12 protein-coding genes are annotated in these 12,971 nt (G+C 63.4%); 2 read left to right on the top strand and 10 right to left on the bottom strand.

Translation table 11 applies throughout. The features are described from left to right. Positions 1-191 precede the first annotated feature (191 nt). Positions 192-1,190: a P1 family peptidase gene (locus tag RR842_RS04185; protein ID WP_332729071.1), complete on the top strand. Its 999-nt coding sequence runs from the start codon at positions 192-194 to the stop codon at positions 1,188-1,190. 10 nt (positions 1,191-1,200) lie between these two features. Beyond that, positions 1,201-2,490, top strand: coding sequence for a chloride channel protein (locus RR842_RS04180; RefSeq protein WP_332517403.1), 1,290 nt, complete (start codon positions 1,201-1,203; stop codon positions 2,488-2,490). An 83-nt stretch (positions 2,491-2,573) separates the two neighbouring features. Here the strand turns inward: RR842_RS04180 and rsfS are convergent, their stop codons facing one another. The 10 genes from rsfS to RR842_RS04130 all read right to left on the bottom strand — a co-directional run. Continuing rightward, positions 2,574-3,011, bottom strand: coding sequence for a ribosome silencing factor (gene rsfS, locus RR842_RS04175; RefSeq protein ID WP_332514401.1), 438 nt, complete (start codon positions 3,009-3,011; stop codon positions 2,574-2,576). Then, positions 3,008-3,667: a bis(5'-nucleosyl)-tetraphosphatase (symmetrical) YqeK gene (yqeK, locus tag RR842_RS04170; protein ID WP_332514400.1), complete on the bottom strand. Its 660-nt coding sequence runs from the start codon at positions 3,665-3,667 to the stop codon at positions 3,008-3,010. Before yqeK ends, rsfS begins: the two co-directional genes overlap by 4 nt. After that, entirely contained in the window at positions 3,667-4,338 is a 672-nt protein-coding gene (gene nadD, locus RR842_RS04165; protein ID WP_332514399.1) for a nicotinate-nucleotide adenylyltransferase, read from the bottom strand. Before nadD ends, yqeK begins: the two co-directional genes overlap by 1 nt. Continuing rightward, the gene (locus RR842_RS04160) at positions 4,338-5,615 is read right to left on the bottom strand and encodes a glutamate-5-semialdehyde dehydrogenase (RefSeq protein ID WP_332514397.1); all 1,278 of its coding nucleotides are present in this window, start codon (positions 5,613-5,615) and stop codon (positions 4,338-4,340) included. Before RR842_RS04160 ends, nadD begins: the two co-directional genes overlap by 1 nt. Before the next feature lie 12 nt (positions 5,616-5,627). Further along, on the bottom strand, positions 5,628-6,776 hold the full coding sequence (gene proB / locus RR842_RS04155; protein WP_332729070.1) for a glutamate 5-kinase: 1,149 nt from the start codon (positions 6,774-6,776) through the stop codon (positions 5,628-5,630). Then, complete coding sequence (gene obgE, locus RR842_RS04150; RefSeq protein WP_332514393.1) at positions 6,773-8,167, bottom strand: GTPase ObgE; 1,395 nt, start codon at positions 8,165-8,167, stop codon at positions 6,773-6,775. The genes proB and obgE overlap by 4 nt, the downstream gene beginning before the upstream one ends. Before the next feature lie 159 nt (positions 8,168-8,326). Beyond that, the gene (gene rpmA, locus RR842_RS04145) at positions 8,327-8,578 is read right to left on the bottom strand and encodes a 50S ribosomal protein L27 (protein WP_332514392.1); all 252 of its coding nucleotides are present in this window, start codon (positions 8,576-8,578) and stop codon (positions 8,327-8,329) included. A 20-nt stretch (positions 8,579-8,598) separates the two neighbouring features. Next, on the bottom strand, positions 8,599-8,991 hold the full coding sequence (gene rplU / locus RR842_RS04140; protein WP_332521258.1) for a 50S ribosomal protein L21: 393 nt from the start codon (positions 8,989-8,991) through the stop codon (positions 8,599-8,601). A 359-nt stretch (positions 8,992-9,350) separates the two neighbouring features. Further along, positions 9,351-11,978: a DNA polymerase I gene (gene polA, locus RR842_RS04135; protein WP_332729069.1), complete on the bottom strand. Its 2,628-nt coding sequence runs from the start codon at positions 11,976-11,978 to the stop codon at positions 9,351-9,353. A 427-nt stretch (positions 11,979-12,405) separates the two neighbouring features. Continuing rightward, positions 12,406-12,971, bottom strand: a 566-nt coding sequence (locus RR842_RS04130; RefSeq protein ID WP_332729068.1) for a winged helix-turn-helix domain-containing protein, incomplete at its 5' end; no start/stop codon positions are given.

Genomic DNA, 12,971 nt, shown 5'->3' with positions numbered 1-12,971 from the left:
AGGGCCCGATAAGATTGGATAATAATAGTTTTTTCATCAGGGTTATACAAGACCCGACATCCGTTCGCCAGCAGTTCATCCGCAGTTCGTCCGCGCGCATCTGCATTCCGTATTCGCACGTGAACGAACTATCGGCAAAAGCTCGTGTACAATAAAACTGCGAAATCGATGCACGATAGAAGGGGTATGCTATGTTCCGACCAGCCACGCTCGCCGACCTGCCCGCTTTCCGCTGCGGCCACGCCCAGGATGCCCAAGCGGGCACAGGATGCACGGTGTTCGTCGCGCCCCAGGGAGCAACCTGCGGAGTCGACGTGCGCGGAGGCGGCCCCGCCACGCGCGAGACCGATCTGCTGCGCCCCGAGAACATGATCGAGACCGTGCATGCCGTCGTGCTTTCAGGAGGCAGCGCGTTTGGCCTGGCAGCGTCGACTGGCGTTATGGATGAGCTTGCTGCGCGCAACATCGGCTTTTCCGTTGGAGAGGCACGGGTGCCCATCGTGGTGGGCGCCTGCTTGTTCGACCTGCTCGTCGGCAAGAACGCGCATCCCGACGCCGCCTTGGGGCGCACAGCCTGCGCTGCCGCATTCGACCGAAGCGCTGCCGAGCCCCTCGCCGAGGGCAACGTCGGCGCTGGCTGCGGAGCGAGCGTCGGCAAGCTTCTCGGACCCGAACAAGCCATGAAGTCGGGGGTCGGCATCTGCGGCCTGCGCGCAGGCGACCTGGTGGCTTGCGCCATCGTAGCCGTAAACGCCCTCGGCAACGTATGCGACCAGAGCGGGAAATGGATCGCCGGTTGCCGCGGGGCCGAGGGAGACATCATGGCGCCGCTTGACGCCTTCGCGCTCATGGCCGCAGCCCAGGCCGCAGAAGGACAGGCCGCCCAAGGGGGGCCGTGCGCCAACACCACCATCGGCATCGTGCTGACGAACGCCAAGATCACCAAGGCCCAAGCCACCAAGGTGTCCTCGACCGTCCACGATGCCTACGCGCGCGCCATCAAACCCGTACACACCTCCAACGACGGCGATACCGTGTTCACGTTCGCCTCAGGCGAAATCACCGCCCTGCCCGACACCGTGGCCGTGCTGGGCACCGAGGCCATGCAAGGCGCCATCGTGCGAGCCGTCCAACAGGCAGAAGCAGCCTACGGCCTGCCCGCAGCTCGCGACCTCGCGCAGGCGCGCTAGGAGGCGATCCATGGATACCGCGAAACTGGGAAACCGCTTGCTGTTCGTCGCATCCGTCGTTTTAACCGGCGCGGTCGCCGGCGCGTTCGTGTGGCTTTTGCTGTTCGTCATGAATGCGGGAATAACGTTTCTATGGAATGTGCTGCCCGCGCACTTCGGCCCCCTCTTCCCGCTTCTCGCCTGCATCGTCGGAGGCCTGGTCATCGGACTGTATGCCAAGAAGTTCGGCCCCTACCCTGAGGACCTGAACGAAGTCATGGCGAAGGTGAAGAAGGAGGGGCGCTACGACTACGACAAGCTGGGCGTCATGTCGGTAGCAGCGCTGCTACCGCTGTTCTTCGGCGGGTCCATCGGCCCCGAGGCCGGGCTTACCGGAGCCATCGCCGGCATCTGCACCTGGGTGGGCGACCGTATGAAGCGCTTCGGCGCCGATTTCAAGCAGCTCACCTCCGTGGGCACCATGGCGGCGCTCTCGGCCATCTTCACCGCGCCTCTCTTCGGGTTCGCCGCACCGCTCGTAGACGAAGGGGGCAAAGACGGCGACACCATCACGCTGCCGAAATCGTCGAAAATCGTGGTGTACCTCTGCGCCATCGCGGGAGCGCTGGGTGCGTTCATGCTGCTGGGCAAGCTGTTCGGCGGGGGCATGTCGCTCCCGCACTTCTCCGCTATCACGGTAGGCGCCCTTGAGCTGGCCTGGCTTCTGCCGCTGGCGCTCGTGGGTGCGGCAGGGGGTTGGCTGTACTGCGTGTTCGATGGGCTGCTCGCGAAGGCATCCGGGAAGATAGGCGACCGCCCCGTGGTTAAAGCCGTCATCGCCGGTGCGGTGTTGGCCCTCTGCGGCATCGTGCTACCCTTCACCATGTTTGCCGGAGAAGTGCAGACCGAGGAGCTGGGCGAGGTCTGGACCACCATGAGCGCGCTGGTGCTTATCGCCACCGGGCTGGTGAAGGTGTTCCTCACGCCGCTCTGCATCCGCTTCGGCTGGAGGGGCGGGCACTTCTTCCCCGTCATCTTCGCCGGCATCTCCATCGGCTACGGCATGGCGATGCTTACCGGCGCCGACCCGGTGTTCTGCCTCTGCGCGTGCACCGCAGCCCTCGTCGGCGGCGTCATGCGCCAGCCGCTCATGACCGTGCTGCTACTGTTCTTGTGCTTCCCGCTAAAAGGCGTGGTGGTCATGCTGATAGCCGCCGCCATCGGCTCGGCTATCCCCTTGCCGAAAGCCTTCCGAAAGACGGGGCATCCCACCGGAAAAAACGAAACCCCCGAGAAAATCGAGGGTTCGGAAACCGCTTAGGCGACAAGGGCGATAGGACGAATCCAACACCCGGCAAGCGACCGATCGGGAACAGGGCATACCCCGCTCCCGATCGAATCGGGCTACGCCCTGCCCAACAGCTTGGCGATGCGGTCGGAGTACTCGAGGTCGTCGAGCCCGGCTTCCTTTGCAAGGTCCAGCACCGGCGCGTCGTTCCAAAGCGCCTCGAGGCGGTAGTACTCGCGCGTCTCGGGCTGGAACACATGCACGACGAAGTCGCCGTAATCCAGCAGCGACCAGCTGCCGTCTTGCGTGCCCTCGCGATGCAGGGGCTTGGTACCGGCGAACTTGCGTTCGGCCTCTTCGATCTCGTCGACAATGGCCTCGACTTGGCGGTTGTTCGCCGCCGTCGCGATGACAAAGTAGTCGGTGACGCCGATAAGGTCGCGCACCTCCTGGACCATGATGTCGGTGGCCTTCTTCTCATCTGCCGCCTTGGCCGCGATAAGCGCGCGTTCCTTGGACGTGATGTCGGCCGGGTTGATCGTGGTTTCGCTCACAGTGTTCCTCTCTTCGGTTCCTTACCCGTCGCTTCGCGCGAGCGGGCGATATAGTAGTTCCAGATATCAATGGTCTGGGGATGAATGCGTTTGCGGCGCTCGACCAGGTTCAGTAGCACCTGCCGAAACGTCGTCAGGTACAGTTCTTCAAGCGACACTATCCCGATCAGATCGCGGATAGCGCCAAGCCCAAGGTACTCGCGGCCCGGCTCGAGCGCGTCGGCGACATAGACGACCATGTCCAGATCGGTCATGCCCACAGCTCCCGCCGTATGCCGCTCGATAGACTGGATGACCTCATGCGGGATCGCGGGAAACGCGCTCGCAAGCGCCGCAGCCGCCGTCGGGCCGTGCAGCAGCTGGGGCATTTCCTCGAATACGAACGGGTCGATGGCGAGGGCCAGCTCTTCTGCACGCTTACGAATGCCCGTATCGTCATAGCTCTTGTCCCAGTCGTGGAGCAGGCCTGCTAGGCGAGCCTGGCGCTCGTCAACCTGGTAGAGGCGTGCTAGGTTCTGAGCCGTCTTCGCTACGCCGAGCGTATGCTCGAAGCGGCCACGTCCCAGGCGTTGGGCCAGATCGGCGGCACGCGCCTCGAAAAACGTATCGGAGAGCACGTCTTCGGAATCGCGTACTCGCGCAGCCTCACTGTCCATCAGGCCTCCCCTCCCGGCGCCGGAACCCGGTACAGTCCGCACTCACGCACGTAGTCGTACACGCTCTGCATAGTCAAGTAGCGGATCGACCGCCCCTCGGCCACGCGGTTGCGCAAATCGCTCGACGAGATAGCCAACGCCGTAACCTCAAGGTACGACACGTCGAAAGCGCCCAGCTCCTCGATCTCCCGCTTACGCTCGTCAGTGAGCGCATAGCCCGGGCGCGTAACGGCAATCAGGCGAGCCAAATCGGCGATGGCCGCGCTCTCGCGCCATTTCACGATATGCACCACGGCATCGGCACCCGTGATGAAGAACAGCTCCACATTGCCCGGGTAGTGCGCGCGCAACTCGCGCAACGTGTCCACCGTATACGTATCGCCGGCGCGCTCGATCTCCAGCGCGCTCACGTCGAATGCGGGGTTGCTGGCAACCGACAGGCGGCACATGGCTAGACGCTCGGCAGCCGGCGTGATGGGACGGTCTTTCTTGAATACGGGAACACCGGCCGGAACGAACACGACGGCGTCCAGCCCATACGCCTCGCGAGCCTGTTCGGCGCAGGCCAAGTGCCCGATATGAACCGGGTCGAACGTACCGCCCATGATCCCGAGGCGGCGCGGCAAGCCATCGAACCCCAGATCGTCGAACCTGTCGCAGATACGAGCCACTAGGCCCGCACCTGCCCGTCGCCACGCAGCACATACTTGTACGACGTGAGCGCCGCAAGTGCAAAGGGCCCGCGTGCATGCAGCTTCTGCGTGGAAATGCCGATCTCGGCGCCCAATCCGAACTGCGCCCCGTCGGTAAAGGCCGTCGAGGCGTTCGCGTACACCGCCGCAGCATCCACGCGCGCAAGGAAGGCCTCAATTGCCGCAGCATCCTCGGCCACGATAGCCTCGGAGTGCTTCGTACCGTAGCGGTTCACGTGATCGACAGCCTCATCGACCCCGGCAACCACGCGCACAGCCAGTTCGGGTGCGAGGTATTCGGTGCCCCAATCGTCCTCGGTCGCGCACACAGCTTCGATGTCGCAGGCAGTTGCCACCGCACGGGAGCGCTCGTCAGCATGCAACACGACACCCTGCGCGCGTAGATCCGCTAGGACGCCCGGCAGGAACGACTCGGCGATGCCTTCATCCACCAGCAGCGTCTCGGCAGCATTACACACGCCAAAGCGGCGGCACTTCGCGTTCACGACGATCGCCCGTGCCTTCTGCAGGTCGGCCGAAGCATGCACGTACACATGGCAATTGCCCGTGCCCGTCTCGATGACCGGTACCTTGGCATGCTCGATGCAATGGCGGATGAGGCCCGCACCTCCCCGAGGAATAAGCACGTCCACGACTCCGTGCAACTCCATGAGCGCGTCGGTAGCCGCACGGTCCGTGCTGGTGACAGCCCCGATGCAATGCTGCGGCAGGCCGGCATCAACCGCGGCTTCGTGCAGCACGCGCGCCACTACTTCGTTTGAATGCGCAGCCAGGCTGCCGCCTCGCAGCACCGCAGCGTTTCCCGATTTCAGGCAGATACCCGCCGCGTCAGCCGTGACGTTCGGACGCGCCTCGTACACGACGGCTACCACGCCGAGCGGCACGCTCACACGCGTAAGCTCGATGCCGGTATCCAAGGTGCGCTCCTCTTGTACCTGCGAGAGCGGATCGGGAAGCAGGGCCAGGTCCTCTAATGCAGCCGCCATCGCCTCGACACGGCCCTCGTCCAGCATGAGCCGGTCGAGCAGGCTCATCCGAATGCCCGCAGCGCGCGCCGCCTCCATGTCGCATCCGTTGGCTGCCACGATGTCGTCCGTACGAGCGCGCAGCGCGTCCGCCATAGCACACAGGGCTGCGTTTCTCAGCTGCCCGGTCGTCTGCGCAAGCGCGAAGCTGGCGCTCTTCGCCGCCTCGGCGATGCGCCGCACGTCTGCACTCACTTGTTCGTCGGCCACGGCTTTCCTTCCCTACTCGAAAACTACTAGCTCGTCGCGATGGACAAGCGCCTTGTCAGCCAAATCACACAGCAGGCGGTTCGCCCGCAGCGCTTCGCGCGAATGCCCTACCGCAAGCTCGACCTCGTCGCTCGTGGATGCCACGCGGCCCCGTGCGAACAGATGGCCGCCGGTATCCTTGATATCCACGATGTCGCCCTCGTCGAAGTGCCCCTCGACCGCCGACACGCCCACGGTCAGAAGCGAGCAGCCCCGGTCGATAAGCGCCGCCTTCGCACCTGCATCCACCGCCAGGGCCCCGCGCACGGCATCGCCCAGGGCGATCCACAGCTTCTTCGGCGTGATCGCATGCGGCTTGGCCGCCGCGACAAAGCGCGTGCCCACCTCGCGGCCCTCCGCCGCATCCACAATAGCGCCCACGCGACGTCCATGGCAGATAACCAAGGGGATACCCGCCACCATGAGCACACGCGCTGCCTTGATCTTCGTGATCATACCGCCCGAGCCTATGGTCGAGCCCGCGCCACCGGCCACCGCCAGGATTTCCGGGCCGATGGCATCGACGCGGCTGATCAACTGCGCCTCAGGGTTGGTGTTGGGGTTGTCGTCATAGAGCCCCTCGATGTCAGACAGGACCACCATCAGGTCGGCCTCTATCAGGCAGGCCACCAGCGCCGCCAGCGTGTCGTTGTCGCCAAAGCGTATCTGCTCGACCGAGATAGTGTCGTTCTCGTTGACGACGGGCACCACACCCAGCTCCAGTAAGCGCATGAGCGTGTCACGCGCATGCAGGTAGGCGCGGCGATCGGCCGTGTCGCGACGCGTGAGCAACACGACCGACGTCGTGATGCCGTGGGGGGCGAACGCCTCGGCGTAGGCTGCCGAAAGCACGACCTGCCCCACCGATGCCGCCGCCTGGAGGCTGGGCATATCGTGCGGGCGCTTGTCGATGCCCAAGGCCTCCAGCCCGCAGGCTATGGCCGCAGACGTGACGATGACCGGCTGCCAGCCAGCCGCCTGCACCTGCGCGATCTGGTCGGCGATGCAGCGAAGGTAGTCGTAATCGACCTTGCTCTCCGACGTCGTCAACGTAGACGACCCTATCTTGATGACCAGGCGACGCCCCTGCGCGCCCGCAGCACCAGCACCCTCGTTCGTCACAGGTCAAGCTCCTTGAACAGGTCTTCGGCCGTGCGCGCCGACTCGAAGTCAAACGCACGCCCGACAATGCGTATCTCGTCGCCATCGACCGCACCGGCACGTTCGAGCGCAGCCTCCACACCCAAACGCTTCAGGCGATGCTGCAGGAAGGAGATGGCCTCCTCGTTCTCCCAGTCGGTCTGAACGACCATACGCTCCACCTGCGGTCCCTCTACGCGGAACACGCCGCCGCCGAGCGGCAGCACCTGGAAGCGCTTGTCGCGCACCTCGCGCTGATGCTCCCAGACGTGGTCGTACTGCACGTCGTTTTCCGCTGCCGCGCGTGCCGCAGCGCGCAGCTCGTACACCTTGGTGGCGATGGCGGCCTTGAGCGCATCCGTGCCCGCACCGGTCAGAGCGCTGATGCGATAGAGCTTCGGGTCGATGGGGCTAGGAGCGAACTCGTTTCCCCCGGCCGCCGCGATAGAGTCCTCGCGCACACGGGCAGCCAGCAGGTCGGCCGCCTCCTCGGTACCGGGAACGTCCACCTTGTTCGCCACGACGATACGCGGGCGGAATGCCAGCTCGTCAGCGTACAAGGCAAGCTCCCGGTTGATGATGGCGTAATCTTCGAGCGGGTCACGCCCTTCCCAGTCGCCCGTGAGGTCCACCACGTGCACGATCAGGGCCGTGCGCTCGATATGACGCAAGAACTCGTGTCCTAGACCGCGCCCTTCGTGCGCGCCCTCGATCAAACCGGGAACGTCGGCCACGACGAAGCTCAGGTCGCCCGAGCGCGCTACGCCTAGGTTCGGCACCAGTGTCGTGAACGGGTAGTCGGCGATCTTGGGACGCGCAGCGCTCAGCTTGGCGATAAGCGACGACTTGCCTGCAGAGGGCATGCCCACCAGCGCCGCGTCGGCCATGAGCTTCATCTCAAGCTCGATCCAGCTCTCCTGCGCCGGCTCTCCCAGCTCGGCGAAGGCAGGGGCTCGGCGCGTCGGCGTGACGAAGTGGATGTTGCCGCGCCCACCCATGCCGCCGCGCGCCACAATGATGCGCTCGCCGTCATGCGTGAGGTCGGCAATAAGCTCGCCTGTCTCCTTCTCCTCTTCGAAGTACTCGCGCACCACCGTGCCCACCGGCACCTTCAGCAGTATATCCTCGCCGGTGGCGCCGTGCATGCGGCTTCCCCGGCCATGCGTGCCGCGATCGGCTTTGAAGTGGTGCTTGAAGCGGTACTCGATCAGCGAGGATAGGCTGGCATCGGCCTCGATGACCACGTTGCCGCCGTGCCCCCCGTCACCGCCGTCAGGGCCGCCCTTCGGCACGTGAGCCTCACGGCGAAACGCCATGCACCCCGCGCCGCCGTCGCCGCCCTTAACCTGTATGCGTACTTTGTCGATGAACACGTCGATCCCTCTATTTCAAACGCATCGCCGCGCGTTTTGCCGCACAGCGCATGCAATCGGTGAATCCTGCAACCTGAATTGTATATGAAAATGCCCCCTGACGAGCAGGGGGCACGCGAAAACTAAAAGGTGTAGCAATCGTGTAACGAGGCGATCGCCCTACGCTTCCGGATGCACATGGACGCGACGCTTGACACCGCGCGTGAACTCCAACGTACCGTCGCAGAGAGCGAACAGCGTGTCGTCCTTGCCGCGGCCAACGTTCTCGCCCGGATGAATGTGCGTACCGCGCTGACGAACGATAATGTTGCCCGTCTTCACTACCTGACCAGCGAACATCTTAACACCGAGTCGCTGTGCGTGGGAGTCGCGGCCGTTACGGCTGGATCCAAGACCCTTCTTGTGTGCCATGAGAATTCCTCCCTTGCTCTTTACTCGGCGGCTTCGGTCGCGGGCTCTTCAGCTTTCGCGGCCTTCTTCGGGGCAGCCTTTTTGGCAGCCTTCTTCTCGGCCTTTGCTGAACCGACGGCTTCGATCTGAACGCGCGTCAGCTGCTGGCGATGGCCCTGCATCTTCTTGTAGTTCTTGCGCTTCTTGAACTTAAACACGAGTTGCTTCTCGCCCTTGAACTGCTCCAGAACGATAGCCGTGACCTTCGTCGCGGCAGCTTTGGTCGGATCGACCTCAACCTTGTCGCCGTCCACGATGCAGATAGCCTCGAGTTCGACCTTCGCACCGACCTCGGCTTCAAGCTTCTCGATGTTCAGCTTGTCTCCAGGGGCAACTTTATACTGCTTGCCGCCTGTTTTTACGATTGCGTACATGAGTGTCTCCTTATTTCAACCCACGCTCCCCTCGGGGAGCGAGAACGCAAGGCGATATCTTAACAGCGTGACCGTAGCAAGTCAATGTGATCTTATGCACAATCTCCGCGTATCATCGCACTCCCTATGTCGTGCTTCCACATAGCACAACGTTCATATGGTAGCAGATAAAAGTAGCTACCCACGGCAGCGTGGCAAGATTTTTTCACAAACTCACCGATCCGACAAAGTCAGCGAGGCCAGCCGTAGAACCCGGAATCGCGGGGAGGGCGAGGGCAATCTTTGGCCTCACCGCAAGATCGGGTGCCCCGGACGGGCGCAACGTCGGGCAGTTCCGCTGATCCACGATCAGCAAAACCTCAGTGCGCCTCGGCCCAGTTCGCCCCACACGACACCCCCACCTCAAGGGGCACGCGCAACGCGACCACGTGCTCCATAACGTCGGTCACCATTGCCGTGAGCGCCTCGACCTCGTCGATGGGCACGCTGAAATCCAGCTCGTCGTGCACCTGCAAGAGAAGCTTCGCACGGAAACCCTCCGCCTTCAGACGACACTGCACCTCAACCATGGCAAGCTTGATGATGTCAGCCGCACTGCCCTGCATAGGATGGTTCATAGCCGTACGCTCGCCAAACCCCCTCTGCGTTCCGTTGCCGCTCCTGAGTTCGGGGATATGGCGCTTGCGTCCGAACATCGTCTCCGCAAAGCCCTTCTCCTTCGCCAAGTCGATGGTCTCGTCCAGATAGGTCCGCACCCCAGGATACGCGGCGAAGTAGCGCTCGATCATTTCCTTCGCCTCGGAAAACGGAATCCCTAAGCTTTGCGCCAAGCCGAACGCCTGCTGCCCGTACACGATGCCGAAGTTCACTGCTTTCGCACGGCTGCGTAGTTCAGGTGCAACATCCTCCACCGGCACACCGAACACGCGAGCCGCGGTGCTCGCATGGAAGTCGGCACCCGAGCAGAACGCCGCCACCAAGTGCTCGTCGCCGGAGAGGTGCGCAAGCAGGCGCAGCTCGATCTGTGAGTAGTCAGCTGACAGGAACTGCTCGCCCGCAGCCAGCGGCACGAAGCACTCCCTTATCTGGCGACCGAAATCGGTGCGCACGGGAATGTTCTGCAGGTTCGGGTCCGACGACGACAGGCGACCAGTCGTGGTTACCGTCTCGTTGAAGGTCGTGTGCACCCGCCCATCTGCCGCCCGTATCCGCGGCAGTGCGTCGATATAGGTGCTCTTGATCTTGGACAGCTCTCGGTAGCGCAGCACGAGCGCCGGAAGCTCGTGGTCGCCCGACAACTCTTTGAGCACGGCAGCATCGGTGGAGTAGCCGCGCTGGTTCTTCTTGCGCGGCGTCAAACCCAGCACCTCGAAAAGAATGCGCGAAAGCTGCAGGGGCGAGTCGAGGTTGAACGTCTCCCCCGCCACCTCGTAGATGCGCTCGGACAGCTCGTCGAGCTCAGAGAGCGTGGAGGCCCCCAGCTGGGCCAAGCGCTCCACATCGATGGCTGCACCCGTGCGCTCCATGATGGCCAGCACGCCTACGAGAGGCAAATCGATGTCGAAGTAGGCAGCGTGGCTTTTGTCGCGCGCGAGCGCCTCGGTAAGCGGCCCGACCAGCGCCCGGGCTGCAGCCGCCTGCGCCACCGCCGTATCGGTCTCACTCTTCGCTTCGGGGAGCACGCCGCCGCAATAAGCGTCCAGCAACGCGTCGAAGGTGTACTCCGTCACCGACGAGTTCAATACGTAACCGGCAAGCCCCAAGTCGAAGGCACGCATGTCCATCAGGTCGTCGTCTTGCACCAAGGCCGGTGCTGCGGTATCGGCCGGATAGATGCGGTGAATGACCTGCTTGACGTCCAACGCTGCGAACGATGCCGCCCGCACCACCCGCGCGAACGCCACAAGACCGCCTTCGTCCTCATAGAGCGCCGTGCCTTTTGCCGTGCCGATGGCGCAGGTAAGGTTCGCATTGAACAGCGACGCCTGCTCGGGTTCGATAAAGGCCACCCCCAGCGTCTCTCCGTCCTCGATAGCCGCATCGACCAGCGCATCGGCCTCGAGTCCTGTTAGTACCGGCTCCCAGGAAAGCGGGGCAGCCTTCTTCTCCAACTCGCGTCCGACGAACTTGAGCACACGGCCCAAATGGGAATTGAGCTGCAGCTTCTTGAACGCCTCAGTCACGGTGTCGGGATCGAACGACGGGAAGCTGAACGACTCCAAGTCAAGCGGGAAATCAAGGTCGCACACGATCGTGGCCACTTCGCGGCTTGCGAACGCAGCATCCCTGTTCCCCACGACGTTTTCCTTCTGCTTGCCCTTGAGTTCGTCAACGTGCTCGTAGAGCCCCTCCAAGCTGCCATAGGCTTGCAGCAGCTTCGTGGCCGTCTTCTCGCCGATGCCAGGCACGCCGGGGATATTGTCGGACGAGTCGCCCTTAAGGCCCAGGTAATCGGGCACCTGGCTCGGCGCGATGCCGTAGCGCTCCGTCACCTCGGCCGGACCGTAGATGGCAACGTCGGTGATGCCCTTCTTCGTCGTGACGATGCGCGTCATGTCGCTCGCCAGCTGATAGGCATCCTTGTCGCCCGTCACCAGCAGCGTCTCGTAGCCCAGCGCCTCGTCGCGCGCCGCGATAGTGCCCAGGATGTCGTCGCCCTCCCAGCCCTTGATGCGCACGACCGGCACGTCCATGGCCTCGAGCAGCTCTTCGATAATAGGGAACTGCACCTTCAGATCGTCGTCCATGGGAGGGCGCTGCGCCTTGTACTGCTCAAGCGCCTTCATGCGGAATGCCGGGCGGCCTGCGTCGAATGCGCAGATAAGCGCATCGGGCGCGGCCATGTCGATGAACTTGAGCAGCATAGCCAGAAAGCCGAACACCGCGTTCGTAGGGCGGCCGTCGGGCGCGTTCATGGTCTGGGGCACGGCATGGTAGGCGCGGTGCATGAGCGAGTTGCCGTCGATGACGGCGATCTTCTTCGGCATGGGCTATCCTCCGTCGAGGGCGTCAGTTTTGAAACCTCAGTATAAAGCATGCCCTCGCGAGGCTCCGGAAGGCTTTACCGGGAACATCGAATCAACCCGTTAAAGCACCGAGTTGTCGATCCATCTGCCAGGGGGCTCCTCGCGGCTTGGGCAAGGTTGCCCCTTTCGGGATTCCGTAATGCATGCACACTAACCCACCCGAGGCTCGGAAACCCCTATCCACCCGTTCGCCCCGAGATCCGACAGCGCCCTCCGGATCCTTCCGAACACCACCTTCGCGCCCGCAGGGTGCATTTAAATGCATGAGGCAGTGCAGCGCACGAGCGAAGCGAGCAGCGAAACGGGGATCCAGAGGGCGCTGCCGGATCTTGGGGCCTGACAGGTCGAGGGCAGTTCGCTTGAGCACCTTAGAGGGAGAAGGAAGGGCTCACGCGTTCCATAGATAGCCGACGCTGCGGATGGTTTCTAGGTGCTGGGCCAGATCGGGACCTAGTTTTGCGCGGACGCGGCGGACGTGGACGTCGACGGTACGGGAGCCTCCGTAGTAATCGAAGCCCCAGACACGGCGCAGGAGGGCATCGCGGGAGTAGGTACGACCGGGATGGGTCACCAAGAAGGCCAGCAGGGCGTATTCGAGATAGGTAAGGTCGAGGGGGTCGCCGGCGACGGTTACCTGGTAGGTAGCCAGGTTGATAGTCATGGCGTCCACGGCCAAAAGGTCGCAGGCAGTGCTCTCGTCGCCAGGCCATAGCAGATTGCAGATACGGACGGAGCATTCTCCAGCGCCTGCACCATGGACGACGAAGTCGGTTCTTATCCGCACAGGGAGGCGCAGCGAGCCCAACTGATCCTCGTCGGCGATCACCAGCAACGCAGCCGAGGCATCCTCGAGCAGAAGACGCTCGGCTTGTGCAACACGGGACGGAGCGTCGCCTCGAGCCTCCAAAACGACAAGGTCGTAGCCGGGGTTTTGGGCAAGCAGCTTCTCGAACT

This window comes from Gordonibacter sp. (assembly GCF_036667095.1).
Taxonomy (GTDB): Bacteria; Actinomycetota; Coriobacteriia; order Coriobacteriales; family Eggerthellaceae; genus Gordonibacter.
The sequence above is the reverse complement of the archived record's forward strand: the minus strand, read 5'-3'. Positions and strand labels throughout refer to the sequence as shown.

Excerpts from the sequence above, each read along its gene's own strand:
- polA (WP_332729069.1), bottom strand. The coding sequence starts at position 11,978 with ATGCCGAAGAAGATCGCCGTCATCGACGGCAACTCGCTCATGCACCGC.
- yqeK (WP_332514400.1), bottom strand. The coding sequence starts at position 3,667 with ATGGACAGTGAGGCTGCGCGAGTACGCGATTCCGAAGACGTGCTCTCC.
- RR842_RS04180 (WP_332517403.1), top strand. The coding sequence starts at position 1,201 with ATGGATACCGCGAAACTGGGAAACCGCTTGCTGTTCGTCGCATCCGTC.
- rplU (WP_332521258.1), bottom strand. The coding sequence starts at position 8,991 with ATGTACGCAATCGTAAAAACAGGCGGCAAGCAGTATAAAGTTGCCCCT.
- RR842_RS04185 (WP_332729071.1), top strand. The coding sequence starts at position 192 with ATGTTCCGACCAGCCACGCTCGCCGACCTGCCCGCTTTCCGCTGCGGC.
- rpmA (WP_332514392.1), bottom strand. The coding sequence starts at position 8,578 with ATGGCACACAAGAAGGGTCTTGGATCCAGCCGTAACGGCCGCGACTCC.